22 protein-coding genes, 1 other RNA gene and 1 pseudogene are annotated in these 26,487 nt (G+C 46.5%); 18 read left to right on the top strand and 6 right to left on the bottom strand.

The features are described 5' to 3' along the window. Positions 1 to 243 precede the first annotated feature (243 nt). Positions 244 to 642, top strand: a transfer-messenger RNA (tmRNA) gene (ssrA, locus tag DXD65_RS12460). Between the two features lie 205 nt (positions 643 to 847). After that, positions 848 to 1,333, top strand: a complete 486-nt coding sequence (locus tag DXD65_RS12455; protein WP_005831917.1) for a helix-turn-helix domain-containing protein — start codon at positions 848 to 850, stop codon at positions 1,331 to 1,333. 199 nt (positions 1,334 to 1,532) lie between these two features. On the opposite strand, the gene DXD65_RS12450 is transcribed toward DXD65_RS12455, so the two are convergent. The 5 genes and pseudogenes from DXD65_RS12450 to DXD65_RS12430 form a co-directional block, all read right to left on the bottom strand. After that, on the bottom strand, positions 1,533 to 2,330 hold the full coding sequence (locus DXD65_RS12450; RefSeq protein WP_117878401.1) for a class I SAM-dependent methyltransferase: 798 nt from the start codon (positions 2,328 to 2,330) through the stop codon (positions 1,533 to 1,535). A gap of 81 nt (positions 2,331 to 2,411) precedes the next feature. Then, complete coding sequence (locus DXD65_RS12445; RefSeq protein WP_117878403.1) at positions 2,412 to 4,052, bottom strand: sigma-70 family RNA polymerase sigma factor; 1,641 nt, start codon at positions 4,050 to 4,052, stop codon at positions 2,412 to 2,414. A gap of 71 nt (positions 4,053 to 4,123) precedes the next feature. Further along, positions 4,124 to 4,558 carry a Fur family transcriptional regulator gene (locus DXD65_RS12440; protein ID WP_005831909.1) on the bottom strand — a complete coding sequence of 145 codons (435 nt, stop codon included), beginning with the start codon at positions 4,556 to 4,558 and terminating at the stop codon, positions 4,124 to 4,126. A gap of 5 nt (positions 4,559 to 4,563) precedes the next feature. Then, positions 4,564 to 6,504, bottom strand: a complete 1,941-nt coding sequence (locus DXD65_RS12435) for a heavy metal translocating P-type ATPase (protein ID WP_005831907.1) — start codon at positions 6,502 to 6,504, stop codon at positions 4,564 to 4,566. 97 nt (positions 6,505 to 6,601) lie between these two features. Further along, positions 6,602 to 7,159: pseudogene (locus DXD65_RS12430) on the bottom strand (hypothetical protein); the annotation flags it as partial. A gap of 117 nt (positions 7,160 to 7,276) precedes the next feature. Here DXD65_RS12430 and DXD65_RS12425 point away from each other — a divergent pair. The 11 genes from DXD65_RS12425 to DXD65_RS12370 all read left to right on the top strand — a co-directional run bounded on the left by DXD65_RS12425 (position 7,277) and on the right by DXD65_RS12370 (position 21,301). Beyond that, positions 7,277 to 8,617, top strand: coding sequence for a DUF5690 family protein (locus DXD65_RS12425; RefSeq protein ID WP_317125006.1), 1,341 nt, complete (start codon positions 7,277 to 7,279; stop codon positions 8,615 to 8,617). Between the two features lie 14 nt (positions 8,618 to 8,631). Continuing rightward, on the top strand, positions 8,632 to 9,426 hold the full coding sequence (gene phnX, locus DXD65_RS12420; protein ID WP_008665282.1) for a phosphonoacetaldehyde hydrolase: 795 nt from the start codon (positions 8,632 to 8,634) through the stop codon (positions 9,424 to 9,426). 36 nt (positions 9,427 to 9,462) lie between these two features. Further along, complete coding sequence (locus tag DXD65_RS12415; RefSeq protein ID WP_008665284.1) at positions 9,463 to 10,551, top strand: 2-aminoethylphosphonate--pyruvate transaminase; 1,089 nt, start codon at positions 9,463 to 9,465, stop codon at positions 10,549 to 10,551. A 223-nt stretch (positions 10,552 to 10,774) separates the two neighbouring features. Next, entirely contained in the window at positions 10,775 to 12,121 is a 1,347-nt protein-coding gene (locus tag DXD65_RS12405; RefSeq protein ID WP_057252340.1) for an MATE family efflux transporter, read from the top strand. Between the two features lie 31 nt (positions 12,122 to 12,152). Then, positions 12,153 to 13,259, top strand: coding sequence for a DNA polymerase IV (gene dinB / locus DXD65_RS12400; RefSeq protein ID WP_044469011.1), 1,107 nt, complete (start codon positions 12,153 to 12,155; stop codon positions 13,257 to 13,259). Between the two features lie 37 nt (positions 13,260 to 13,296). Further along, entirely contained in the window at positions 13,297 to 13,671 is a 375-nt protein-coding gene (locus DXD65_RS12395; RefSeq protein WP_005832831.1) for a YccF domain-containing protein, read from the top strand. 240 nt (positions 13,672 to 13,911) lie between these two features. Then, complete coding sequence (locus DXD65_RS12390) at positions 13,912 to 14,595, top strand: hypothetical protein (RefSeq protein WP_005832827.1); 684 nt, start codon at positions 13,912 to 13,914, stop codon at positions 14,593 to 14,595. Between the two features lies 1 nt (position 14,596). Next, positions 14,597 to 17,335, top strand: a complete 2,739-nt coding sequence (locus tag DXD65_RS12385; RefSeq protein WP_117887690.1) for a TonB-dependent receptor domain-containing protein — start codon at positions 14,597 to 14,599, stop codon at positions 17,333 to 17,335. 6 nt (positions 17,336 to 17,341) lie between these two features. Next, positions 17,342 to 18,505 carry a DUF4249 domain-containing protein gene (locus DXD65_RS12380; RefSeq protein WP_117887689.1) on the top strand — a complete coding sequence of 388 codons (1,164 nt, stop codon included), beginning with the start codon at positions 17,342 to 17,344 and terminating at the stop codon, positions 18,503 to 18,505. Positions 18,506 to 18,517: 12 nt separating this feature from the next. Next, entirely contained in the window at positions 18,518 to 19,651 is a 1,134-nt protein-coding gene (locus DXD65_RS12375; RefSeq protein ID WP_009038101.1) for a DUF4249 domain-containing protein, read from the top strand. 84 nt (positions 19,652 to 19,735) lie between these two features. Next, the gene (locus DXD65_RS12370; protein ID WP_227212788.1) at positions 19,736 to 21,301 is read left to right on the top strand and encodes a hypothetical protein; all 1,566 of its coding nucleotides are present in this window, start codon (positions 19,736 to 19,738) and stop codon (positions 21,299 to 21,301) included. Positions 21,302 to 21,380: 79 nt separating this feature from the next. Here the strand turns inward: DXD65_RS12370 and DXD65_RS21140 are convergent, their stop codons facing one another. Next, positions 21,381 to 21,521 carry a hypothetical protein gene (locus tag DXD65_RS21140; protein WP_005832819.1) on the bottom strand — a complete coding sequence of 47 codons (141 nt, stop codon included), beginning with the start codon at positions 21,519 to 21,521 and terminating at the stop codon, positions 21,381 to 21,383. Positions 21,522 to 21,766: 245 nt separating this feature from the next. Here DXD65_RS21140 and DXD65_RS12365 point away from each other — a divergent pair, with 245 nt between their 5' ends. The 5 genes from DXD65_RS12365 to DXD65_RS12345 all read left to right on the top strand — a co-directional run bounded on the left by DXD65_RS12365 (position 21,767) and on the right by DXD65_RS12345 (position 26,482). Continuing rightward, complete coding sequence (locus tag DXD65_RS12365) at positions 21,767 to 22,342, top strand: Crp/Fnr family transcriptional regulator (protein ID WP_005832816.1); 576 nt, start codon at positions 21,767 to 21,769, stop codon at positions 22,340 to 22,342. Positions 22,343 to 22,397: 55 nt separating this feature from the next. Further along, a complete protein-coding gene (locus tag DXD65_RS12360) occupies positions 22,398 to 23,000 on the top strand; it encodes a sugar O-acetyltransferase (RefSeq protein WP_016272870.1) in 603 nt (200 codons plus the stop codon). 66 nt (positions 23,001 to 23,066) lie between these two features. Beyond that, positions 23,067 to 23,978 (top strand): LytTR family DNA-binding domain-containing protein, encoded by a 912-nt coding sequence (locus tag DXD65_RS12355; protein WP_117887688.1) that lies wholly within the window; start codon positions 23,067 to 23,069, stop codon positions 23,976 to 23,978. A gap of 137 nt (positions 23,979 to 24,115) precedes the next feature. Continuing rightward, the gene (locus DXD65_RS12350; protein WP_117887687.1) at positions 24,116 to 26,041 is read left to right on the top strand and encodes a TonB-dependent receptor plug domain-containing protein; all 1,926 of its coding nucleotides are present in this window, start codon (positions 24,116 to 24,118) and stop codon (positions 26,039 to 26,041) included. A 27-nt stretch (positions 26,042 to 26,068) separates the two neighbouring features. Beyond that, positions 26,069 to 26,482, top strand: a complete 414-nt coding sequence (locus tag DXD65_RS12345; RefSeq protein ID WP_005832808.1) for a DUF2141 domain-containing protein — start codon at positions 26,069 to 26,071, stop codon at positions 26,480 to 26,482. Positions 26,483 to 26,487: the final 5 nt, after the last annotated feature.

Here is a 26,487-nt window from a genome sequence, read left to right as displayed (position 1 = left end):
TTGTTGCTCAGGTACTTAAAAAAAATATTTTATAATAGTGTTGCGGAATTAAGGTTTATCACGAAAAGTCAGTATTAGCTAATATTTGTAAATATATGGTGATTGCTAATAAAAGAATATGTATCTTTGGGCCAAAGAAAGCGGTAGAGGATGAAAAATAAAGTAGCATTTATCCCTTTTTCACCCTCCCTACTTAGCAATGAGTTACGCAATCTTTTAAATTTCAGACCGTTACAAAGTCATGGGGTTGACTGGATTTGACAGCGGGCAGAAATGGTAAGTAAGCATGCAGTGCGTCGTTGATTTGCACTTTAATCTCAGTCCTCAAAATTTTATCTGGCGAAACTCGTTACGCTCTCGCTGCTTAATCGAAGTATAGTAGATTGAAGCTTAATCCCGGCACCAGGTGCTGGGACGTGACATCACTCGGAAGCTGTTGCTCCGAAGCATTCCGATAAAGTGGTGCAGTCAAATCGGGGATAGTTCGTGTCAGCCTCGTGGCGCGGGTGAAAATTTAGAGGATAAGGCAACGGTTGATGGCTTTGGTTCTGCCGCTGCACGAAAATTTAGGCAAAGATAAGCATGTAGAAAGCTTATGATTTCCTCGTTTGGACGAGGGTTCGATTCCCTCCAGCTCCACGGAAATAGTAAAAAGAAGTTTGTAAGTCCTTGAATTCCAGTAATTCAGGGGCTTTTTCTTTTCTTCTACTCCCCCTACCTTTTATATTCATTTAGAAAACAGTTGTAGTAAATGTGCTACAATTCAAAATTAATATCTACTTTTGTCTGTTCAAAAATCAATAACTATTAGAAGTGGGGGCAACACTTTAAATTCTGCAACAGATTTATGAAAATTCACGAAGGAAAATGTACAGAGAAGATTTTGAAAGAACGTGAACGGATTGGTAACCGGTTAGCCATTCTTCGCAAGAAGAGAAATATGACCCAAGAGGAATTGGCTAATCTTTGTGGTGTTAATCGTGTTAATATAGCCAAGATAGAGAAAGGGGCTTATAATGTGAGCATTGATATACTATCTAAGGTAACATCCGCTCTTGGTTTTGTGATAGATATAAAAGTGGATAGCTCTGTTTGTCCGACTCATTTCTCTCAACGTAAACCTGTAAAGCTGGTAATAGGGGAAGATTATTATGTCAGTTTTGGCAATAACGAAGCCCATAGATGTAAGCTGGTGGATATTCCGGAGATGTACCAAGGTCAAAGAATTAAAATCGAAACTCCGACCCCGAGAGGGTCTATCACCCACATATTATTTGCCGATGAAATAGGAACGACACCTGACGAGGCTGTAATGAACCAAGTAACGATGTAAAAACATTAAAAGGGAGGAAGTGCAAGTTCCCCTTTTATTGAAATCACCTTCGCTACAACCATCTGCAGCGAGGGTGATTTTTTAGTTTATGAGGGTTTCTACACACCCTCTTTCATCAGGGCTATTCAGAAATTTAATGGTTTCTTCTGAATATATAATCTTAAATTGATGGTTCGGAATCAATTCTAAAGCTGGGAAATCAGTAGTGATTAACAGTTTTAGTCCCTTTCTTTAATATGTAAAAGCAACTTGTACAAAAGAAGTTTCTTATGTACGGGATAGCAGCAATAACTCCGTTGAGCCTTCGTGGGGACAAGCCGAATTTGATTTTATAATGTGGGTTTATAAGGTACAGTCTCCGGTCAATGATTTGATAGTTGGCTTGCCGGGCGATGCGATTGAACAGTTCGATGGTGCATCCGGTGCTCTTTATATCCAGTAGCTCCGTGATTACGCGTTCCTGCTCACCGCATAGTCTTAATATCCATCTGTATAAAGTGCGGGGAAGGAGGTGGAGAAAAGGGAAATGTGAAACAATGTGGCTGTGTGCTATCTGCTGGTGGCCTCCGAATGGCATTTGCCAGGCGGGAAACCCTACAAATACAGCTCCGTCGGCAGACAAATGTTTTTGTAGGCCGGAGAGGAACCGTTCTTTGTCTCTGATATGCTCTATCACATCGTGTAGAAGAATCAGGGGAAAATTCGTAGCCTTGTCCTCAAGCTGGAAAATGTCGGTGGCAATGAACTGTCCCTGCTGATGCCTTTGGGCGAAGAAGGCCCTGGCTTGCTCTATTCGCATGGCATCAATGTCTACGCCCATCACCCGGCAACCGGCTTTGGCAAAGGGAAGCAGATTGCCTCCCTCTCCACAGCCCACTTCCAGCACTTTATCGGGGATGTGTCCGATGACTTCCTTTATGTAGGGGATATAATAGTTCTTGCTGGTCTGTGACTGTTCATCAAAGTAGCTTTCCCGGTCGGTATGTCGTTTCTGCATGTTCTTTGTTCCTTCTTGAGTTTAATTATCCATATAAATAGATAATCAGTCGGGTAAAAGACTGCGTGGCGCATCGTTTTTTTACCAGGAAATGCGGAGGCCTACCGGGAGGGTGAATGTGAACGGGTGTTCCTTTCGGATGGTGCGCAGTTGGCTGCCGTCGGGGATATAATAGTTTACAGTCGGCTCCAGATAGATACCTGCCTGGGGTGTGAGGCGATATTGTATGCCTATACTTGTGTTGACCGACCACTGCCAGGGAGCACTTACCGGCTGGCTGTCGAGCTTGTGTGGAATACTGTCCGTGACATGGAAGCTTTGGAGTGTCCCTTTTATGGGGATATCCACCTGCATGCCTGCCGTGGCATAACTGGAGAAACGTTTGTAATGCCAGAAACGGTAGGAAAGCCGGAGAGGAATGCCGATATAATGCAACTTCTGGTTGTCTTGAATGCGGAATGCTTCGCCGGTAGTGAACTCCGACCTGAGAAGCGTATATTGCAATCCGGTTTCCAGACTCCAACGCTCATTCAATTTCTTGCTGAGAGAGAGTCCCACGACGATGGGGGCATGATGTTGCTGGTTCTCAACAATCCTGCCGCTGTTATTCTGGGCAATCTGCATGAGTCCGATGGAATCTTTTCCCAGAGTACCCTGCTGATAGCGGGTGTGCAGATAAGAATAATACTCTTCCCACGTGCTGACTTGTTGAGGGAAGTCACTTGAAATGCCGTCGGTATGTGGAGTGGCAATCAGCTTATATAAGTTCTGTGCCAGTTGCGGTCCGAGTGAACCAGCCAGCATCAACTTCCATTTTCCGGATTTCTTCTTGCGGGTTGGCGGCATCAGGGAAGGGGAGGAGGCGAAAGCCATCTGCCGGTTGGTGATGGTCTGTCCGGTGAATGGAGAAGGTATGGGATATTTGTGGATACTATCTTTCATTGTGGGTATGGCAAGGGGCCATTCTGTGGAAACTGGAACGGGAGGGATGATTCGTTCCCTTTTGTTCAGATTTTCTTTAGTATGGCATTGTTCGCCGGTTCGGGGAGTATCGGTTTTCTTTGTTTGTTGCGTACTCCCGGCTTGCCTGGAAGAAACTTTGGACAAACGGTTTTCCCTGATACTCTTTTTCTCTCTGTACAGATAGTCATACAGCGTTGGAAAGAGAAGCAATACTGTCAAAACAATGAATACACGGTATCCTGCCAGCATCTTTTTAAGTAAAATTTTCGCCCGGAACAATTGGGAGGAAGAGGAGTGTGGCGCTATACCCAGTAAATCTCCGATTTCTTTGTGGGACAATCCTTCCAGTACTGCCAGTTTAAATACCTTGCAGTAGCCCTCCGGAAGGCTCTCCACTATATCCAGCATCTTATCGTACGAAATGAAATCCGGACAAAAAGGATTTTCAGCAGGCTCTTCCTCTTCCGGAATATCTGTCAATGGGATGGTGGGGTTGGCATTGGCATGGTTGAGGTATTGCAGTGCCAGGTTTCTCATAATCTTTTTCATCCAGTATTCCAGTTTCTCCGGGTTGCGCAGCGAATGAATGGAAGTGAATATGATGACAAAACCGTCGTGAAGAAGATCTTGGGCTATCGTTGGGTCGGGAATATAGCGTAGGCATACTTTCAGCATTTTCTCTGAATAGTTTTCGTAGAGCAGGCTCAAGGCCTGCCCGTTTCCCTTCTGGCATAAAGTGACAAGAGCTTTTGTATCCATGTGTTTGTCTCAATGTTATTTCTTAAGGATAGAGAAGAACATGAATGACTGCATGGATTTTTATTTTTTAACTAAGCCTCCCGGTTGACTTCTGCTGCACAGTCCGGACAAATGCCTTTCAGTACATAGTTGATGCTGTTCAGTGTAAATCCTTGAGGCAGCTTCACCACCGGAGTGGGAATGTTGGTGAAGCAGAAGGTTTTGTTGCATTTCTCGCAATGGAAATGGGTGTGCAGGTCGCTTACGTCGCAAGAGCAACTGTCGCTGCACACGGCATACTTGAAGGAACCCGTCCCGTCATCTATACTGTGTATCAGATGATGGGAGAGGAATAGGGTAAGGGTACGGAAGATGGTGGATTTGTCCACCGTATCCAGCATGGTTTCAAGGTCGAGCAATGAGACGGAACGGCCTGCCTGCATCATGGTGCGCAATACCAGGATGCGGATGGCAGTGGGCTGTATGTCCCTTTTGGCCAATAGGTCCAAATATTTCTTTTCTTCCATTTTTTCTATTTAATAAGTTTCTGTATGCGTATGGCGTTCACTATCGCAATGAGGGCGACGCCTACGTCGGCAAAGACAGCTTCCCAAAGTGTGGCGATTCCACCGGCACCGAGGATGAGGACAAGCAGCTTCACTCCGAAAGCCAGCGAGATGTTCTGCCAGACAATCCGGCGGGTTTGCCTGCCCGCATGAATGGCGGTGGCCACTCTCGAAGGCTGGTCTGTCTGTATCACTACATCGGCGGTTTCGATGGCGGCATCGCTGCCAAGTCCGCCCATGGCGATGCCCACATGGCTAAGGGCAAGAACCGGGGCATCATTGATGCCGTCGCCCACAAAGGCTATTCGGTTGGCAGGGTTGCTGCGGAGTGCCTCGATGTGCTTCACCTTTCCGTCCGGCAGCAGGTCTCCGTATGCCTGGGTGATGCCTAGCTTTTCTGCAAAGTTAGTAACAATGGCTTGTTTGTCTCCCGATAATATCTGAATATTATTGATATTTAAAGCTTTTAATTCTTTGACGGCGTTGACGGCATCTTCCTTTAATGTGTCTGATAGCAACAGATAACCGGCATATTTTGTTCCGATGGCGCAGGCCACAATCGTATCGACAATTGATGACAATTCATCGGGATATTCTATCCCGAACTTAGTCAGCAGGCGGGTGTTGCCCACCAGGACACGCGTTCCATCCATAGTGGCTTGCAGTCCGTGGCCGGCAATCTCCGTAACGTCCGTTGTGGCAATCAGCTCTATATCTCTTTGTTTGGCATAGCTTACGATGGCTTTGGCTATGGGGTGCGTACTGTTTCGCTCTGCCGAGGCGGCAAGCTGTATCAACTTCTCTTCCGTAACTCCCGGTTGTGCCTGGCAGGATTGTACATCGAAGGTGCCTTTGGTCAGCGTACCCGTCTTGTCGAATACCACCGTGTCGACTTGGGTGATGGCATCGAGGTAGTTGCTACCTTTGAAGAGGACACCCAGGCGGGAGGCGGCGCCGATGCCTCCGAAGTAGCCTAACGGAATGCTTACGACGAGGGCGCACGGGCAGGAGATAACCAGAAAGACCAATGCCCTGTATAGCCAGTCATTGAAGATGAACGAGAATTGTGCATCTGCCAGCGAATAGAGGAAGGGGAGCAGTACAATCAATGCCGCCAGTCCGGTGACGGTGGGCGTATAGATACGGGCAAACTTACGGATGAAAAGTTCTGCCGGCGCTTTGCGCTCGGAGGCATTCTGCACCAGTTCCAATATACGGGAAAGAGCACTTTTCTCGAAGGGTTTGGTGACTTGGATGCGTACGACTTTGTCGGTCGCAATCATTCCGGCAAGCACTTCCCCGCCCTGGCGGATGTTGCGGGGAACACTTTCTCCCGTCAGTGCGGAGGTGTTGAAGGCGGCAACTTCGTCCAGCATCGTTCCGTCCAGGGGGACGCGCTCTCCGGCTTTTACTTCGATGGTTTCGCCTACCTGCACACGTTGGGGAGCTTCGACAAGTGTACTGCCGTTTCTGATGACCGTTGCCGTTTCGGGACGTACGTCGAGCAGGGCGCTGATGTTACGCTTGGCTTTGTCTACGGCTTTGTCCTGAAAGAGCTCTCCCAAGGAGTAGAAGAGCATGACGGCAACGCCTTCGGGATATTCGCCTATATAGAAGGCGCCGAGGGTGGCGATGGACATAAGGGTGAATTCGCTGAACACGTCCTTTTGCAGGATGCTTTCCCAGGCTTCCCTCATCACCGGGAGGCCTACGGGGAGATAGGCAAGCAAGTACCATATAAAAGGTACATACTCTCCCTTGAAGAAGGTGGTGTCAGTAGCATTCAGGATGAGCCCTCCGAAGAGCAATAGGGCGGAGAGGATGATTCTCCAATAATCTTTCAGCAGACTGTTTCTTTTTTCTTGTATCGCTGTATGTCCGTGTGTGCAGCAGCATTTGCAACTCATATTGTTTCCTCCTATTTTCTATTTTCTGCAGCAAAGGTAGCGGAAAGGAGATGCAACTTGGTTGCAAAGTGAAAATTCCCGGACTGTCCGGGCTGTCTTAGATTTCCAGCATCCGCTTCTCCCGTTCCAGGTCTTTCTCGTTCAGCAGGGGAGAGGGGACGGAGCAGGTTTTGATGAAGTCGCCCGGCTGGCAGGTGTAGTTGTAGTAGGGGCGTTGCTCGTCGGTCAGCTGGTCTTGGGGGATGAGCTGGCCTTTCAGTTCCAGGAAGTCGTCCATGGAGGTGCTGTCCGAGTGTTTGATGAAGAGGATGCGGCGGGCTATGGGGTTGCGGTTGTAGTCCAGACAGAGGTAGAGCCCTTTGAGCAGGTGGGGAAAGTCGTACATGGGCAGTTGCAGGTAGATGGTGAACAAGGCCAGTTGGGGCGCCTCGCGTTCGTTGAAGAAGATATAGGCATTCTGGTGGTTGTTGAAGACAGCAGTGCCGAAGTGGGTGGTGTTGTAGGCGCTCATGTGCACCACTTTGACGTGGTCGTTGCTGTCGGCAGGGGTTATCAGGTAAGGCTCCACTTTTAAGGCATTGGAGGAGGAAGAGAGGCTGTAACTGATGTAGATGCCGCTGTAATTGTACACTTCCTGCGCCGAGTGGAGCATCTCATGAAGTTTATTAATAATGGAAATTCATTTTTGCTGTCAGCACCCGCCTCTATCTTTGCCGCCGAAATCAAGAACGAACTTAAACGACACACTATGTTCAACGGTGAGAAAAAATAGATAATACAGAGCAAGAGACTGGCTGATGCCTTGTTCATCCTTTGGGCGGGTGGAGCGGCTTTGCTCTCCTATTCACTGGTCTATGCGCTGCGCAAGCCGTTTACGGCTGCGGGCTTCGACGGGCTCGACTTCTTCGGGATGGATTACAAGACGGCAACCAGCATCGTGCAGATTTCCGGCTATTTTATTTCCAAGCTGATTGGCATCAAGGTAATTTCGGAACTGAAGAAGGAGAACCGTCTGAAGTTCATCATCCTCTCGGTGGCGGTGGCCGAGCTTTCGCTGGTGCTGTTCGGAGCGTTGCCCCGGCCGCTGAATGTCTTTGCGCTGTTCTTCAACGGGCTTTCGTTGGGATGCATGTGGGGAGTGATTTTCAGTTTCCTCAAGGGGCGGCGGGTGACGGACCTGCTGGCGAGCCTAATGGGGCTGAGCATTGCCATCAGTTCGGGCACGGCAAAGTCCGTCGGGCTGTTTGTGATGGAACATCTCCACATCAGTGAGTTCTGGATGCCTGCCTTTATCGGTGCCTTTGCCTTCCCGCTGCTGTCGTTGCTGGGCTGGCTGATGACGAGAATGCCGCAACCTACCGCGGCAGACCGGGCACTGCGCTCGGAACGGGTGACGCTGGACGGCAGGGCGCGTGCGGACCTCTTCAAGAGCTTCATGCCGGTATTGCTGATGCTGTTTGCGGCAAACTTGTTCATCACCGTCTTGCAGGACATCAAGGAGGACTTCCTGGTGAAGATTCTGGATGTGGAGGCGGCGGGGCTGTCGTCGTGGGCATTTGCCAAGGTAGATGCGGTGGTGACACTGATTATCTTGTTGCTTTTCGGGCTGATGTCCGCGGTGAGGAGTAATATAAAGGTGCTGTGCCTGCTGCTGGTGCTTGTGACGTGCGGCACAGCGACCTTGGGATTCGTGGCCTTCAATTACGATGGGTTGCAACTGCCACCCATGACGTGGCTGTTCCTCCAGAGTTTGTCGCTCTATACTGTTTACCTCAGCTTCCAGACGTTGTTCTTCGAGCGTTTCATCGCCTGCTTCCGCATCAAGGGGAATGTGGGGTTCTTTATTGTCACACTCGATTTTATCGGGTATACCGGTACGGTGGTGGTATTGGTATTCAAGGAATTCTTCAATCCGGACATCAACTGGCTGGATTTCTATAACCTGATGTCGGGCTATGTCGGCATTGTGTGCAGCGTGGCTTTCCTATGCTCGGCTGTCTACCTGGTGCAGCGCTATCGCAAGGAGAATGCTTCGGGACCGTTGGGCTCTTCCCTTTTCCGTTTGCGCCGTTGGTCCCGGCCGGGCAATTCCTTGCTTCTTGAGACTGAATAATAATAATATATCGTATGAAAAGAATTGAATGTATCATTATGGACTGGGCAGGAACTGCCGTCGATTACGGTTGCTTTGCTCCCGTCGCCGCCTTTGTCGAGAGCTTTCGGGCCATCGGCGTTCCCGTCACTGCTGCCGAAACACGTGCGCACATGGGGCTGACCAAAGTAGAAGAAATCCGTGCGCTGTTCGATATAGAGCGTGTCCGTGCGGAATTTGAACGGAAATTCGGCCGTCCCGCCGGTGAGGAAGACGTGCAGGCACGTTATGCCGAATTCCAACGGGTGTTGTTTGCCTCGCTCGAAGATTATACCGACCCTATTCCCGGTGTGGTGGAAACGATTTCCGCACTGCGTGCGCAAGGCATCCGCATTGGCTCCACCACCGGCTATACCCGTTCTATGATGGATGTTGTGCTGCCTGCCGCCACAGCCAAAGGCTATGCGGTAGATAATTGCGTCACTCCCGACGGGTTGCCTGCAGGCCGTCCTGCTCCCTACATGATATATAAGAATATGGCAGACCTCGCCATCCCCTCCGTAGATTGTGTGTTGAAGTATGGCGATACCATCGCCGACATCAAGGAGGGTATCAATGCCAAAGCATGGACCGTCGGCGTAGTCCTCGGCAGTAACGAACTGGGACTGACACAAGAGGAAGTCTCCTCCTTGCCTGCCGATGAGCTCGAAGCCCGTAAGGCCGATGTCCGCCGCCGCATGCTTGCCGCCGGTGCCCACTATGTGGTCGATACCATTGCCGAGCTCCCCGCAGTCATCGCCGAGATAAACCGTAAACTTGAGATTTTGTAACCCTTATAAACGTATAAACTTAAAAGCTCAATGCATATGAAACCCTACATTCTCCTTACCCCCGGCCCCCTTACCACCTCACAAACCGTCAAGGAAGCCATGCTGACCGACTGGTGTACCTGGGACGAAGACTACAACCTCCACATTGTGGAAGAAATCCGCAAGTCCCTCGTCTCCCTCGCCACCCAGCATACCGGCGACTATACTTCCATCCTCCTGCAAGGTAGCGGCACGTACTGTGTGGAAGCCGTCATCGGTAGCGTCATCAAGCCTGGCGACAAACTTCTCATACTGAGCAACGGCGCCTACGGCGACCGCATGGGCAACATCGCCGAGTATCACGGCATCTCGTACGACATGCTTGCTTTTGACGAAACAGAGCAAGTCTCCGTCAGCTACGTCGACGACTATCTTTCGCACAATGCCGAAATCACCCACGTTGCCGTGGTGCATTGCGAAACCACTACCGGCGTGCTCAATCCCCTCAAGGAGATAGCCCACCTCGTCAAGATGTACGGCAAGAAACTGATTGTAGACGCCATGAGCAGCTTCGGCGGTGTTCCCCTCGATGTACACGAACTGGGCATAGACTTCCTCATCAGCAGTGCCAACAAGTGCATCCAGGGCGTTCCGGGATTTGGCTTCATCATCGCTCGCCGTTCCGAGCTGTTGCACTGCAAGGGCGTCTCCAAGTCACTCTCTCTCAACATTTACGACCAATGGGAAGCCATGGAGAAAGGACATGGCAAATGGCGTTTTACTTCTCCTACACACGTGGTCCGCGCCTTCAAGCAAGCCATGGACGAACTGGCAGAGGAGGGCGGTGTGGAGGCCCGTCACAACAGATATTGCGAGAACCACCGCGTGCTGGTGGACGGCATGCGTTCCCTCGGTTTCCAAACGTTGCTGCCGGACGAGATTCAATCGCCCGTTATTACTTCTTTCCTCTATCCTCATGCCGATTTCAACTTCAAAACTTTCTACACACAACTGAAAGAACGTGGATTTGTCATCTATCCGGGAAAGATTTCGCAAGCCGACACTTTCCGTATCGGCAATATCGGAGATGTTCATCCCGAAGATTTCCGGCAGCTGATAGAGATAATTCGCGAGTGTAAATACTAAGCTCCGAATCTGCATAGATTTAATCGTTCCATCGTGGAGGAAAAATCGTTCCACCATGGTGGAACGATTTTTTCCTAGTGGTGGAATAATATTTTCCCCATGATGGAATGATTTGTCCTTCGCCTTCCTTCTTCTTAAGCTTCCCTATTAAATTTGACCTTCGTCAAGTCTGTAAACGCTATCTTTTCGTATTTTTGCACCCAATTTCGGAGGTATCAGATTTATGGCAACATCCAGAGAAATGACGGAAGGACGGGCTCTTCCGTTGATTTTCAACTTTACTTTGCCTTTACTGCTCGGCAATCTGCTGCAACAGACCTATTCATTGGTAGATGCAGCTATCGTGGGGCGCTTTCTGGGTATCAACGCCTTGGCTTCAGTCGGGGCAAGCACTTCGGTCGTTTTTCTTATTCTGGGATTCTGCAATGGCTGTTGCGGAGGTTTCGGCATTCCCGTGGCGCAAAAGTTCGGTGCGCGGGATTATGTCACGATGCGCCGTTATGTGGCTGTCAGCCTGCAGCTGGCTGCGGTGATGTCTGTTGTCATTGCCGTGGTTACCAGCATTTACTGTGCAGATATTCTGCACATGATGAGTACGCCGGAGAACATATTCACGGGAGCCTATTATTACCTGCTTGTCACGTTTATCGGGGTTCCCTTTACTTTCTTCTATAATCTGCTGTCCAGTATTATCCGTGCATTGGGTGACAGCAAGACGCCGTTTTGGTTTCTACTTCTCTCTACGGTACTGAATATCCTGCTCGATTTGTTCTGCATTCTGGTACTGGGTTGGGGAGTGGCAGGAGCTGCCATCGCTACCGTATTTTCACAAGGCGTCTCGGCCATATTGTGCTACATCTATATGATGCGTCGTTTCGACATTCTGAAGACAACGCCAGCCGAGCGGAAATTCGACGGTGCTTTGGCACGCACACTGATGTACATCGGCGTACCCATGGGACTGCAATTTTCCATTACTGCCATTGGCAGCATTATGCTGCAAAGCGCCAATAATGCTTTGGGTACGGCTTGTGTGGCTGCATTCACGGCAGCCATGCGTATCAAGATGTTTTTCATGTGTCCTTTCGAGAGTCTGGGCATGGCAATGGCCACCTATAGCGGGCAAAACTACGGTGCGGGCAAGCCGGAACGTATCTGGATGGGAGTCAAGGCGAGCGCCTTGATGATGATTGTTTATTGGGCGTTCACTTTCTGTGTACTGATGTTCGGTGCCAGGACTTTTGCCCTGCTCTTTGTAGATGCCTCTGAGTTGGAGATTTTAAAGAATACGGAGTTGTTCCTGCACATTTCCGTTTCCTTTTTCCCGGTTTTGGGACTGCTCTGCATCCTGCAATACACTATCCAGGGGGTGGGATATACCAATCTTGCCATGCTTTCCGGTGTCTCGGAGATGATTGCCCGGATACTGGTCAGCCTGCTGGCTGTTCCGGCTTTCGGCTATCTGGCCGTGTGTTTTGGTGACCCTACTGCATGGATTTTTGCAGATGCCTTTTTAATACCAGCCTTCATTTATGTCTATCGGCGGATACTTCGGATGAAGAAAAATTAGTGTATCTTTGTATCGGGGAGTTGAAAGAAGAATGACCGGACGAAAAATTATACACATCGATATGGACGCATTCTACGCCTCCGTAGAACAGCGTGATAACCCTGCATTGCGGGGCAAGCCCATTGCCGTGGGCCATGCGGAGGAGCGGGGAGTGGTGGCGGCAGCCAGTTACGAGGCACGGCGTTTCGGGGTGCGTTCTGCCATGTCGTCACTGAAGGCAAAGCGGCTGTGCCCCCAACTTATCTTTATCCCGGGACGGATGGAAGTCTACAAATCCGTTTCCCGCCAGATACACGAAATCTTTCATGAATATACGGATGTCATCGAGCCCATTTCGCTGGACGAGGCTTTTCTGGATGTGACGGAGAATAAACCGGGCATTCCATTGGCTGTAGACATCGCGAAGGAGATAAAGCGGAAGGTGCGGGAGAGGTTGAATCTGGTGGCTTCCGCCGGCATATCCTATAATAAGTTTCTTGCCAAGATAGCCTCGGACTACCGCAAGCCGGACGGGCTTTGCACCATACATCCTGCCCAGGCACTGGACTTTGTTGCCCGGCTGCCCATTGAAAGTTTCTGGGGAGTGGGACCGGTAACGGCGAAGAAGATGCACACTTTGGGGATTCACAACGGGGAACAGCTGCGTATGCAGTCTTTGGAGATGCTGACCCGCGAATTTGGCAAAGTGGGGACAATTTATTATGATTTTGCCCGTGGCATCGATACCCGTCCGGTAGAGGCTGTCCGCATCCGCAAGTCTGTGGGTTGCGAACATACGTTGGAGAAGGACATCAGCAAGCGTTCATCCGTCATTATAGAGCTGTACCATGCGGCAGTGGAGCTGGTGGGGCGACTGGAGCACGCCAATTTCCGCGGGAATACGCTGACGCTGAAAATCAAGTTTCATGATTTTAGCCAGATTACCCGCAGTATGACCCAAGCAAAGGAGCTGGTTGCCCTTGACGTGATTCTGCCTTTGGCAAAGCAATTGCTGCAGGAAGTGGATTATGAACATCATCCTATCCGTTTGATTGGGCTTTCCGTTTCCAACCCCCGTGAAGAGGGGGAGGAGAAAGGAGTCTGGGAACAGCTGAGTTTTGAATTTAGTGACTGGGAGACGGAACATTCAAATAAATAATGCTATATTTGTGTTCAGTATCAAAAAAAGGAAAGTTATGGGCTGTTTTATGAATATCTTGTGGTTGATGTTTGGAGGTATCATCACTGCTGTGGAGTATCTTATTGCAAGTTTATTGATGATGTTCACCATTATTGGCATCCCTTTCGGCATGCAGACCTTGAAAATGGCAAGCCTTGCCTTGTGGCCTTTCGGCAAAGAGGTTCGTAGCGGGGAACGTTCCAACGGTTGCCTCTATGTGCTGATGAATATTCTTTGGATATTCTTGGGCGGCATTTGGATTTGCCTTTCGCACTTGGGATTCGGGTTATTGCTGTGCATCACCATTATAGGCATTCCGTTCGGTATCCAACATTTTAAGCTGGCAGGGCTGGCATTGACTCCTTTCGGGAAGGATATTGTTGCGGCTTGAGCGATTGTGCTGTATCGTTTTTTTATAAATATATGTAAGTATAATTGATGGCGGAGGATGAATGGTGCTTTAATCTTATTGTAATGTGCTTCTGCTTGCATGCTAAATATTTAGCTTTGTGTTTAGCATCCGATTATGGTTCTATTTTTTGTTTTTATTTGAATTATATATAATAATAATTTTATTTTTAAAAGTGAAATGTTATATTTGTCCCATCCTCATTTATAACACTTCACATATATGCGAAAAACACACCTTTACACGCTACTATGCGTCCTATGTTTTCCATCTTTGGTTTGTGCACAACAAGCCGTTTTTGATGAATTCAGAAAAGCGGCAGGAGATTATGCTGCTCTTTACTCCGGTAAGGCAGAGGAAAATTATAACCAGCAGAAGTATCTTAACCATCCCTATTGGAATACGGATGAATTTCGCGAGGGGGCTGTCTGTTATGGCAGATGGCTTTACTCGGATTTGCAGCTCCGTTATGATACCTATAAAAAGAGTCTGATTGTGGTTACTCCGGAGAAACGGATAACCTTGCAGGTAGATATGCGGAAAGTGGATTATTTTGTCATAGAAGGACAGAAGTTTGTACCGCAGGGTGACTGTTTCGCTGCGTTGCTATATGATAGTCCGCAAATGTGCCTGACACAGTATATCGTATCCACAATGGAGTCTCAGGTGAAGAAAAACGATCTTTATTACAGCCGGTTCAAGAAAAAGAGCTATTTCAGTCTTCGCAGTGGCGGAACCGATTATGTGATAACTTCCCGTTCGGGTTTCTTGAAACTTTTTCCTACATACAAGAAGCAGTTGAAGGCTTATTGCCGGAAAGAGCGGCTGGACTTCAAGGAAGATGGCGGTGTCCGGGCAATGACTCGGTTAACGGAATATATTGATTCCTTAATTCATGGAAAATAATATGAAAGCACATAATCTTAAATATACAGTAGCCTTTTTCCTCCTATTGTCGCCTTTCGGCATGTTTGCACAGCAACAGATGGCTATGGACAGCATTTCCATATTCGAATTGATGGATGCAGTAGAAAAGGGCACGTCTTGCCGTATTTATACAACGATAACGGTTCCTTTTAAAGTGAAGCGGGCAGAGGTGAAGAACCCCACTGCCGAGTACTTGAGAGAGGCTTTGGCAGCTACTATCTATAAGGTGACGGTTTATGGTGACAGAATATTTGTCTTGCCGGAGGTTTTTCTGGCCACCTCGCTGCCACCGGTATTGATGGGGGAAAAGTTGGAGACGGATGAGGAACTATTGCCTTCATACATTCCTATTGTGAAGTCTTCTTCAGAAAACAAGGTCTATGAGATAGGAAACAAGTACAAGCCTGCCCCCGGAGATATGATAACTTTGACCGGAAGAGTTTCTGACTTTAAGACCGGCCAGAATCTGGATGGTATCAACATCATTCATCGAGAGCCGTGGGTAGCTACGACGACCAACCGTCAGGGGGAATTTACCATTGACCTGCCTGCAGGCTATAATATTCTTGAAATCAGTGGGATGAATATCAAAGTGACCCATCGGCAATTTATGCTTTATGGTGAAGGCATTGTCCATATCGAGTTGGAAGAGGAAGACCATATGCTGGATGAGGTGCTTATTGTTTCGGGGCGTATACAGAACGTGAAAAGTGTGCAGTTGGGAATGGAGAAGCTGCAGCCTGCCCTGCTGAAAAACATTCCTACGGCTATGGGTGAGGTGGATGTGCTGAAGATGATACAGACACTTCCCGGCATCAAGACAGTGGGGGAGGCATCAAGCGGTTACAATGTGCGTGGGAGTGCCGCTGACCAGAACCTGCTTCTTTTCAATAACGGAACGATTTATAACCCCAATCATCTTTTCGGTTTTTTCACGGCTTTTAATTCGGACATGATAAAGGATGCGGAACTTTATAAGAGCAGTATCCCCAGCCAGTATGGCGGGCGTATCGCTTCCGTACTGAACATCACCAGCAAGGAGGCGAACAAGGAAAAGTTTACCGGTTCTGCAGGTATCGGGCTTGTGACCAGTAAGTTGAATCTCGAGATTCCCATCATTAAGGAAAAGACTTCCCTTCTGCTGAGTGGACGTACGACCTATTCGGACTGGATAATGAAGACATTGCCCAACAAAAGCGGGTATCGTGATGGGAAAGCCGGTTTCTATGATTTGGGGACTGTCTTCTCGCATACGCTGAACGAGCGCAACAAGCTGAATGTCTATGGCTATTATAGTCACGACCGTTTTGCCTTTAATGACAATGAGAAGTATGCCTACAACAATATGAATTTCTCGGCAAACTGGAGGACTGTCTTTGCAGAAAAGCTGACCGGAAACTTCTCTTTCGGTTATGACCACTACGATTACCGAAATGATGAAACGGTGGAGGAAGCGTCTGCCGCACGGCTGTCTTTTGCCATTAACCAATGGTTTGGAAAAGCGGACTTTCTTTATCAAGCCGGCAATAGCCATGCGGTGAACTTCGGTTTGATGAGCCAGCTGTATAATGTGAATTCCGGGACCTACGAGCCGGTGGGGCCTAATTCGCTGGTAAGATATGATGAACTGCAAAAGGATAAAGCACTGGAAAGTGCCGTTTATATAGGGGATGAATGGGATATAACTTCCAGGCTCTCCATCAATGCGGGTATACGCTATTCCATGCTCAATGCTTTGGGACCGTGCACTTACTATACATATCAGGAAGGTATACTGCCCTCCATGTCTTCGGTGGCGGATTCTATCACGGCGGGGAATGGAAAGGTCATCAAGACCTATCACGGACCGGAATTCAGAGTGTCGGCACGTTATGCCTTTACAGATGATTTTTCCGTAAAGGCCGGTTTCAATACGATGAGGCAGTATATCCATAAGGTATCGAATACTGCCGTTATGTCTCCTACAGATACCTGGAAGCTGAGCGACCCCAATATCAAGCCTCAACGTGGCTGGCAGGTGGCGGCAGGCGCCTACTATAATACGCCGGGGCAACTTCTGGAATTATCTGTAGAAGGATATTACAAAAAGCTGATTGATTATCTGGATTATCGCAGTTCCGCCCAAATCCTGATGAACCACCATCTGGAGACGGATGTCATCAATACGGAGGGATATGCTTACGGCGTGGAATTCCAGGTGAAAAAACCGGCTGGAAAACTGAACGGGTGGATGAGCTATACTTATTCGCGCACTTTCTTGCGTCAGAATGATCCGCGCATAGCCCGTCCCATCAATGGTGGAGAATGGTATCCGACCGAGTATGACAAGCCGCATGACTTCAAGCTTGTAGGCAATTACAAGTTTACCCGCCGTTACAGCATGTCTTTCAATATGGATTACAGTACGGGCCGTCCCACCACAATTCCTGCCGGGCAATACTACGACCAGGGTTTGAAGAAAATGCAGGTTTACTATACCGACCGTAACAGTTATCGTGTTCCCGACTATTTCCGTATGGATTTGTCGTTCAATATTGAACCCAGTCACCACCTGACATTGTTGACCCACAGTTCCCTTTCTTTCGGTATCTATAACCTGACCGGAAGGAAGAATGTGTACTCTGTCTATTTTGTGTCCGAGGAGGGTAGGATTCAAGGATACAAGATGTCCATATTCGGTGCTCCCATTCCTTTTGTTACTTATAATATTAAATTCTGAAAGGGTATGAAGAATAAAGTATATTGGGTGATATGTATATGTCCGTTATGGTTGTTCCTTAGTAATTGTGTGGATAAGTTCAATGCCCACTTGCCGGAAAGTAGTATCGGCCTTCTCATAGTTGAAGGTAGTATAATATCGGATAGTGCTGTCGTGTTTTCTTTGAGCCGTTCCTTTTCCTTGGATGTGGAAGGGGTTCCTCCTGATTTCAATAAGGTGGATGCTGAAGTTTGTGTAACCGGTGAGGATGGCTCCAGTTTTAGGGGTGTTGCGTTGGGTAATGGAAAGTACCGGGTTGCTGTCGGAACATTGCATAGGGATGTCCGCTATAGCTTGAAGATTGTCTATGAGGGAGATATCTATACTTCCGAACCTCAATATCCGATAGGAACGGAAAGCATAGACGATGTCACCTACGAACAGCAAGGGGAGTATGGTGATGTCAGTATCCGTTTCTCTATGCAAAGCAAAGATGCTGCATGTTATTCTTGGAGTTATGAAGAAGATTGGGAGGTGAGGGCCGTATACAATCCTATGTGTGCTTATGACCCCGAAACAGATAAGATCGTTGATTATGATGCTAGACCATACTCACGCGGATGGTGTCATAGTGAATCGTCCGAGATAATAATAGGTAATATGGAAATAAACAAGGATAATCGTGTAAAGGATAAGTGTCTCTATTCCATTGAAGCAGACGATATTCGTTTTTCTTGCTATTACAGTACTATAGTGAAACAACGTAAGATTTCGAAGGGTGAATATGAATATTATCAGGAGAAAATAAAGCTTAATGAGGAGATGGGCGGGTTGTTTGTTCCCCAGCCTTCGGAATTGCCGTCGAACATTAGATGTGAAAGCTCAAATAAACAGGCCATTGGATATGTTGGTGTCAGTTTGAATGTGGCGGAATATCGCATTTTCATTTCTACAGATGATATACAATATAGGCTTCCTGAGGGGTATTGTCAGGGAGCGAAAGGGCTGAAAGAAGAGTATACATTTTTAGATTTATACTTGATGGGGTATACCATTGTATATCCGGACCCGGACCCACGTACGGGATTCAAAGGTTATGCATGGGTTTCTGGAGGTTGTACAGACGTACGCTATTTAGGTGCCAGCTTGGAAAAGCCTTCCTTCTGGCCAGTTGAAATCAATCTGTTTTAATAAGAAAAAGCGATGAATAATGCAAAATATATAGTAACATGGATATGCTTGTTGTGGCTCACTATTGGCAGTTGTGTGGATAAATTCAATGCGCACTTGCCGGAGAGTAGTACGAGGGTGCTTATAGTTGAAGGTAACATCATATCAGATAGTACAGTTGTTTTTTCCTTGAGCTGTTCCTTTCCTTTGAATGTAGAAGGAATTCCTCAGGATTATAACAAGATAGATGCAGAAGTCAGTGTAGTAGGAAGTGATGGTTCTTGTTTTAATGGCACTTCTTTGGGAGATGGAAAATACCAAGTTGTAATTGGCTCTTTGAATAAAGATGCCAGCTATAGTCTGAAAATTGTGTATGAAGGGGATATTTATACTTCGGAGCCTCAATATCCATTGGAGACAGAAACAATAAATGACGTTACCTACGAGCAACCGGAAAAATACGGTGACATCTCTATCCGCTTTTCTATGCGGAGTGAAGATGGCGGATGTTATTTCTGGAGTTACGAGGAAGATTGGGAAGTGAGGGCAGTATATAATCCCAAGTTCCGTTATGACCCTACCACTGATGAGGTGGTTGATTTTGATGCTACACCATATGCACGGGGATGGTGTCATGATAAGTCGGCTAAAATCATAGTAGGTAATATAGGAACAAATAAGGATACTCAATTGAAGGATAAGTGGCTCTATTCTATAAAGGCGGATAATAACCGTGTCTTTCATCATTATAGCACTTTGGTGAAACAGCGTAAGATTTCGAGGGGCGAGTACGAATATTATCAGGAGAAAATAAAAATCAATGAAGAAATGGGTGGATTGTTTATTCCTCAGCCTTCAGAACTTCCTACGAATATTATTTGCAACAATTCAGGCAAAAATGTAGTTGGTTATGTGGGAGTTAGCATGAATGTGGCAAAATATCGTATTTTCATTTCTGCCGATGATATATATTATAGGTTTCCTGACGGTTATTGCCAAGAATTTAGAGGTTGGGCAGATTCGTACATGGATTTATATGTGATGGGATATGCTATTGCTTATCCATTGATGGTAGGTTATGCATGGGTTTCCGGAGGTTGTACAGACGTACGCTATTTAGGTGCCAGCTTGGAAAAGCCTTCCTTCTGGCCGGATGAAATGAATTAATATTGAAATGATATGAAGAGAGTGATATTTTGTATTATAGGTTGGGTTCTTGTATTGGGATTACACGCTCAAATTGTTGAGAATATGCGTATTTATACAGACAAGGACTGCTATGTGGCTGGAGAAGATTTGTGGATAAAAGTTTGTGTGACGGATTCCTTGTCTCGTGGAAGCGTATTAAGCAAAGTAGCTTATGTAGAGATAAGTGACACGAAGCTGGTATACGCACAAGGTAAAATCGACTTGCAGAACGGGAATGGATGGGGACGTATCAGACTTCCGCAAGTCATGCATACCGGAGCTTACCAACTGACGGCATATACGCGTTATATGAGGAACTATCCTATGGCTTGTTTCCCAAAGAAGTATATAGCCTTGCTTAATACTGTTCAGACAACAGAGGAGGATAATGTGGAACTTTTTACGGATTCCATTACCGTTTCACAAGCTTCCGGCAATCAGCTTTCCGGAGCGGACTTATGGACAGATAAATCGGTCTATGGGAACCGGAGTAAAGTAGCCTTGACATTACCCAATCTGCCTGCTGATGTCAAGGAGCTTACTTTGTCCGTAGTACGAAAAGACTATGTGCTAAAGGGGTTTCCAATATCAGCCGACGGGCAGAAGAACTATACAAGTGTTCCGGAACGGTCATTTGCTGCAGAGTGTGAAGGGCATATTGTAACCGGCAGGCTGATGGGAGCGCCTGCTGACAATGTAAATGCACGTCTGGCATGTGTGGGCAAGGATATTCGTGTCTTTGGCGGACAGCCTAAGGCTGACGCTATTTATGCTTTTTATACGACCGGAATAACGGATATGCAGGAGATTGTATTAACTGCATTACCGGAGGAGGAAAGTCCCTGCCGATTGGAGCTTATTTCTCCTTTTGTCGGGGTGTTGGCGGAAAAACTTCCTAAAGTCTGTGTGTCATTTCGGAAAGAAGACTTGATAGAGCGTGGTTTCAGCGCGCAATTACATTCTCTTTTGCCGGTAGATTCTTCGTATAGCAAGAGTATATTGCAACAACTTTATGATTTTGTTCCCGCTTCCACTTATAATCTGGATGAGTATGTTCGTTTCAGGACTGTGAGGGATGTTTTTGTGGAATTTGTCAAGGGAATACGTATCAGTCAGCTGGAAGGTAAAGATGTCATCCGGATACTGCAACCGGATATAAGGAGATTCAGTAATATGAAAACACTGGTGTTGTTAGACGGGATTCCGTTTGATGACCATGAAACCATTCTGAACTATGATGCCCGTTTGATACACTATATACATCGTTATACTGGCAAATATACTTTTGGCGGGGAGTTGTATGATGGAATTGTTTCGTTTATAACCCATCGGGGAACATTGCCTGATATACGTTTGGATAAGAATTCACAGATGTTTTCTTATGAGTTTCCACAAAAGAGAATCGCATTTGTTGCTCCATCATACAATTCAGAGAAACAAGCCGGTTCTCGCTTACCGGATTTTCGGCATACACTTTATTGGAATCCGGAGATAACTTCCGCTATGGGTACACTCAACTTTTATACTTCGGATATGAACGGAATATATATAATTACCCTACAAGGAATTTCGGTTGACGGTAGGGAGATAAGGATGCAAAGTGAGTTTGTTGTTGGTGCTAACCATTAGTATAGATGGATAAAAAAGAAAAAGGGCAGAGAACTGAAAAGTTCCCTGCCCTTTATTCATTGTATTTAAAGGTGTTTTTTTACATGGTTACGAGTGACTGCTTTGCAAGCAGCTTTTGTAGTTTACCGTTCAGTGTTTGACACATTGTTCCATTACCCATTGCCTGATAGCGTTTGATTTGGTACTGTAACATAAAAATTTCATTTGCATTCTTTTTCATAATTCTCATCTTTTTGTGCTCTCCGCGTTTCGGAAAGCGGGTTTTTACATCTTTTCTTTTATCTTATAACGTTGCAAAGATACGAAATGTTTGCGAGAAATGTGTTTTATAACATAAAAAATAGCCATTCATCCTTTATTTTCTTTAGAAATACTAGATTTTGCAATCTATATATGACAAATATGTTACGCAAGTTTCGCAAACTCTTCCTTGTTTTATACCTTTGTAAAAAGGGATATTTTAGTATGGAGAATATTGTCAGAACAATAAGAGTTTATTATCCGGTTTCAGATGAAGCATTGGCGACATTGGCACATGGTTTTGAAAAGCAAGTGTTTCCTGTCAAAACACTTATTATCCGTGCAGGACAATTTGATAGGCAAGTCCACTTCATAGAGAAGGGAATGACACGCTCGTACACCTTGCACGATGGAAAAGAAATAACGACATGGTTCTCTATGGAAGGTGATGTAGCTTGTGGCTCGTGGGATTTATATAGGAACAAAGCAGGCTTTGAATACGTGGAAACATTGGAAGAAACACTGGTCTATTCTATTTCCATTGAAACGCTTAATGAGTTGTATAAGTCAGATATAGATATTGCAAATTGGATGAGGGTGTTACAACAGGAAAATTTTCTTCGCTTACAAGATATTCATATATCTCGCCTCAACTTGTCTGCGTATGAGCGTTATGAAAAATTAATGAGTGAGTGTCCGGCCCTTTTTCATAGAGTGACTTTGGGACATATCGCTTCTTTCCTTGGCATTACACAACAATCATTGAGTCGTATCAGGGCAAAGGGGTATTTTTTAACATAGGATAAATTCCTATACATTAGAGTTTTGTATTTTTGTCCGCAAAAAAAGGATGCGTATGAAAACAGAATATGAAAAGTGCATGGCTGGCGAACCTTTTATAGGAAGCAGGGACCCGAAAATAGTAGAGATGATTTTGCGTACAAAACGTCTCCTGGCACAGTTCAATGCCACAGATTATGCCGATAGCAAGCGCAGGAGGGAGTTGTTGTGTGAGATGTTGGGACATGTAGGCAAGAATGTGCATGTGGATATTGACTTCCATTGTGAATGTGGCAAGCATATTTTTATGGGCGACAAGGTAATTGTCAACATGAATTGTACCTTTGTGGACAACAATCGTATTGACATAGGTAGCAACGTCCTGATAGCCTCTAATGTACAGATATATACGGCAACCCATTCTACCAAAGTAGATGAACGTATGGTGCAGGACTGTCCGGAAGGACAAGAAATCTGCCGTACGTATGCCTTACCTGTACGAATAGAGGATGGAGTATGGATTGGTGGAGGGGTTGTCATTTTGCCTGGTGTCACCATCGGGAGGAACAGCGTTATCGGGGCGGGGAGTGTGGTTACCCGTTCTATTCCTGCGAATTGTGTGGCAGTGGGAAATCCTTGTCGTGTGATAAAACAGATTGATAATATAGTATCTGTATGAGCATGTGTTGAGTAAATGTATTATCTTTGCATATATTACCATGTAAACAAGAGAGACTATATACTTATGGGGAAATTGGTGGAACTTTGGCGGAGTCCTTATCCTACGTTTTATCAACGCTGGAAGGCAGTAGTGATACTTTCGGCCATTATTTTTCTGATATTATATATACTTCAGCCGTTCGGTATTTCCCGGATAAAGGGAAGTGTGTTTGGGGTGGTTGCCGGTTCTGCATTGATTGCGGCAGGTGCTTCGGGAGTTTTCACCTATTTGCTTCCGGCATTATTTCCTGCTTATTACAAGGAGCAGAACTGGACATTGGGTAAGCATGTGTTGAATTTGCTGCTGATGTTGTTGCTGATAGCAGTGGGGATTTGGGCCTATCAATCATGGTTGATGGGAATGTGGTTGGACAAGCGGTTGTTCTTTCTGGCTTTGTCTTGGGTAATGGTGCTGGCACCTTTTCCTACCATATTTTTTCTGATGTGGAACCGCAATTTGCAACTGACCCGCAATCTGAAAGAAGCTATGGAGATGAACGGTCACCTTTCAAGGAGAATATCCCCGGAAGTTGGGATAGCGAGCTTGGAAGACAAGGTGTTTTCCTCGGAAGAAGCGTTGGTGTTTGCCGGTGGCACCAAAGAAATGCTGGAAGTAAAGGCCGGAGATTTCCTTTATGCAGAGGCAAAGGGGAATTACGTAAAAGTAGGTTACCGTTCAGATTCGGATAAAGAAAAGAAAATTACATGGAGATTGTTGCGTGCCACCATGAAGCAGGCAGAGGAAGCTGTCTCTGCTTGCCCTTTTATTATCCGTTGCCATAGGGCCTTTCTTGTAAACATCCGGATGGTGGTGAAAGTAGATGGAAACTCTCAGGGATATAAGCTGAATCTGGAGGGTTGCGAAGAAGAGGTTCCGGTTTCACGCGCATACGCCAAAGAGGTGAAAGCATTGATTGAAAACCGGACAAAGAGTTAGTCACTCGTCACAGAAATACGTTGTTCGTCACAAAGAGTTTGTTGGTTGTCACATATCCGGGCTGTCTGTCCCGGATATTTTTTTGTCTTATACCCTTCCTTTATGTTTGCGGCAGGAAACACAACGAATGTAAAGATATGAAACGGGAAACAGTCTTTGGGATATTGGGCGTATTACTTTATACACAGCCTTCCGTAGTGCAGAAATCAGTGACCGATACAGTACGTCTGAATTTTAATATAGACAGTGTCGCTTTGGAAGAAGTAGTGGTAAAAGGAGCCAGAACTCCTGCTGCCAACAGCCGTTGGAGCGATATGCATCCGGTGGAACTGGTTACGGTGGGCGGTGCGAACGGTGATTTATACAAGGCATTGCAGACTTTGCCCGGTACGCAAGTGCAGGGTGAAACCGGTGAATTGCTGGTACGTGGTGGAGGCAGTTACGAGACGCAGACTTTTATTGATGGAATGCATGTACTGAATCCCTATACTTCGAACGGAATAAATACCCCTGCTCGCAGCCGTTACTCTACATTTATGTTCAGTGGGGTAAACCTTGCTTCGGGAGGCGCTTCACAAGAATATGGAGAAGCGCTTTCGGCAGTCTTGCCATTGGAAACAAAAGATTACAGCAAGGTCGATAAAGTCGGAGTGAACGCTTCCGTTGTCGGTGTTGGTGGAGGGGGCACAAAGACTTTTGACAGAGGATCCTTGTCTGTTGACTTGAATTATCAGAACCTGGGTTTGTATGACAAGGTTTATTCGGGCAGGAGGGATTTCGAGAAGCCTTACCGGATGTTTTCCGGAGCTGTCCAGTTCCGTTATACTCTTGATGAAAGAGTGGTATGGAAGGTTTACGCACAATACGACCGGACGGACTTTTCCACTTACGAAGGGGATAACCGCAGATTGTTCGGGCTGGGTGAAGACAATATCTATGTAAATGCAACCTTTCGCAGGCATACTTCCAGAGAGTGGAGTTGGTTTGCAGGGGCGGCCTATTCTTACTATAACCGGAGAATGGGAGGAGCAGTTGTTTCGGGTGATAACTGGCTGGAACATCAGCAAGAGACGCATCTGAAGGCTAAAGTTTCCAAACGGCTGTCATCGGTATTCCGCCTGGATATGGGGATAGAGAGCTATATCCGCAATTACAGGAATCATTATCTGTTGTGCGGGACGGATGACAGCAATCGCATGTCGCCTACCATTGGTGCGGGTTTCTTTTCGATGGCTTATTATCCGATGGAACAATTGAAGATGGAGTTTTCTTTTCGCACGGAATACACTTCTCCGAACCGTAAGATGAATTTCTCTCCCCGGCTGGCGGCGAACTATTATTGGGGAAACATGATGCTGTCGGGGATTGTAGGGCGATACACACAGTTGCCCGAGAACAACTGTCTGGTGCGTCGGCCGCAGTTGATGTCGGAAGTATGTATGCAGTACAATTTAGGCGTTCAGTACGACTATGAAGGGCGTTTCTGTAAAGCTGAACTTTATTATAAGGATTATGACCGTCTGGCATTGGAGGAAACGGATGCCGATACGAAAGCTGTATTCTTGACCTCCAACGGTTATGGACACAGCAAAGGCATAGACTTGTTCTTCCGTGATAGAGCGTCCTTCAAGAATCTGGAATACCAGTTATCCTATACCTATAATATAGCCAAACGTAAATATCGGGAGTATCTGGAACTGACTACTCCTCAGTATGCTACACGGCATAATGCAGCCTGGGTGGTGAAGTATTCCTTGCCTCGCCTGCGTTCCATTGTCAGCGTGACCGACCGTTTCAGTAGCGGACGTCCTTATCATAACCCCATGCTGCTGGGTCTGATGAACGATGAAGTGAAGCCTTATAACAGTCTGGATTTGGGTGTGACCTTCCTGGCAAGCAAGAAGGTAATTATCCATGCTTCCGCCAGCAATATCCTTTGCCGGAAGAATGAGTTCGGTAAGGTGGATAACAAGGCTGTCCTGGCTTCCAGCGACCATTTTTTCTATGTAGGAGTATATGTGACTTTAGGCAAGAAGGCCGCCTACGATGTATCCAATTTTTAGACAATAACCCTTTTTAAATAAACAAAGATGAAAGCAATGATTATTTTTTTAGTATTTGTAATGCAAAGTGCCGCCCAGCTGCTCTTTGCCCAGAACCTGACTATTGAAGTGTGTGACATTGAAAAGGTGGAGGGGCATCTCTATGTCGCCATCTACAATTCGGAAGAAACATTCATGAAGAAACCCTTGACCGCCTTCCGGATAGATGTGAAAGATACGTCGCTCTCCATTCCTTGCCAGGGGTTACCTACGGGTACGTATGCCATTTCGTTGTTTCAAGACGAGAACGGAAACGGGAAACTGGATACTGCCGTTTTCGGCATTCCTACAGAGAAGTACGGGTTCAGCAATGATGCTCAAGGCGTTATGGGTCCGCCGTCTTATGACAAATGCAGCTTCACTTTTTCCGGAGACACGACTTTGGTGATACATCTGAAGTAGAGTGA

Source organism: Bacteroides sp. 4_1_36 (genome assembly GCF_003466325.1).
In the GTDB taxonomy this organism is placed as follows: domain Bacteria; phylum Bacteroidota; class Bacteroidia; order Bacteroidales; family Bacteroidaceae; genus Bacteroides; species Bacteroides uniformis.
This window is presented reverse-complemented; position numbering and strand designations above follow the sequence as displayed.

Excerpts from the sequence above, each read along its gene's own strand:
- DXD65_RS12360 (WP_016272870.1), top strand. The coding sequence starts at position 22,398 with ATGAAAACAGAATATGAAAAGTGCATGGCTGGCGAACCTTTTATAGGA.
- DXD65_RS21140 (WP_005832819.1), bottom strand. The coding sequence starts at position 21,521 with ATGAAAAAGAATGCAAATGAAATTTTTATGTTACAGTACCAAATCAAA.
- DXD65_RS12375 (WP_009038101.1), top strand. The coding sequence starts at position 18,518 with ATGAATAATGCAAAATATATAGTAACATGGATATGCTTGTTGTGGCTC.
- DXD65_RS12370 (WP_227212788.1), top strand. The coding sequence starts at position 19,736 with ATGCGTATTTATACAGACAAGGACTGCTATGTGGCTGGAGAAGATTTG.
- DXD65_RS12350 (WP_117887687.1), top strand. The coding sequence starts at position 24,116 with ATGAAACGGGAAACAGTCTTTGGGATATTGGGCGTATTACTTTATACA.
- DXD65_RS12385 (WP_117887690.1), top strand. The coding sequence starts at position 14,597 with ATGAAAGCACATAATCTTAAATATACAGTAGCCTTTTTCCTCCTATTG.
- DXD65_RS12445 (WP_117878403.1), bottom strand. The coding sequence starts at position 4,052 with ATGGATACAAAAGCTCTTGTCACTTTATGCCAGAAGGGAAACGGGCAG.
- DXD65_RS12415 (WP_008665284.1), top strand. The coding sequence starts at position 9,463 with ATGAAACCCTACATTCTCCTTACCCCCGGCCCCCTTACCACCTCACAA.
- DXD65_RS12395 (WP_005832831.1), top strand. The coding sequence starts at position 13,297 with ATGGGCTGTTTTATGAATATCTTGTGGTTGATGTTTGGAGGTATCATC.
- dinB (WP_044469011.1), top strand. The coding sequence starts at position 12,153 with ATGACCGGACGAAAAATTATACACATCGATATGGACGCATTCTACGCC.
- DXD65_RS12380 (WP_117887689.1), top strand. The coding sequence starts at position 17,342 with ATGAAGAATAAAGTATATTGGGTGATATGTATATGTCCGTTATGGTTG.
- phnX (WP_008665282.1), top strand. The coding sequence starts at position 8,632 with ATGAAAAGAATTGAATGTATCATTATGGACTGGGCAGGAACTGCCGTC.
- DXD65_RS12455 (WP_005831917.1), top strand. The coding sequence starts at position 848 with ATGAAAATTCACGAAGGAAAATGTACAGAGAAGATTTTGAAAGAACGT.
- DXD65_RS12440 (WP_005831909.1), bottom strand. The coding sequence starts at position 4,558 with ATGGAAGAAAAGAAATATTTGGACCTATTGGCCAAAAGGGACATACAG.
- DXD65_RS12365 (WP_005832816.1), top strand. The coding sequence starts at position 21,767 with ATGGAGAATATTGTCAGAACAATAAGAGTTTATTATCCGGTTTCAGAT.
- DXD65_RS12450 (WP_117878401.1), bottom strand. The coding sequence starts at position 2,330 with ATGCAGAAACGACATACCGACCGGGAAAGCTACTTTGATGAACAGTCA.
- DXD65_RS12345 (WP_005832808.1), top strand. The coding sequence starts at position 26,069 with ATGAAAGCAATGATTATTTTTTTAGTATTTGTAATGCAAAGTGCCGCC.
- DXD65_RS12405 (WP_057252340.1), top strand. The coding sequence starts at position 10,775 with ATGGCAACATCCAGAGAAATGACGGAAGGACGGGCTCTTCCGTTGATT.
- DXD65_RS12390 (WP_005832827.1), top strand. The coding sequence starts at position 13,912 with ATGCGAAAAACACACCTTTACACGCTACTATGCGTCCTATGTTTTCCA.
- DXD65_RS12435 (WP_005831907.1), bottom strand. The coding sequence starts at position 6,504 with ATGAGTTGCAAATGCTGCTGCACACACGGACATACAGCGATACAAGAA.
- DXD65_RS12355 (WP_117887688.1), top strand. The coding sequence starts at position 23,067 with ATGGGGAAATTGGTGGAACTTTGGCGGAGTCCTTATCCTACGTTTTAT.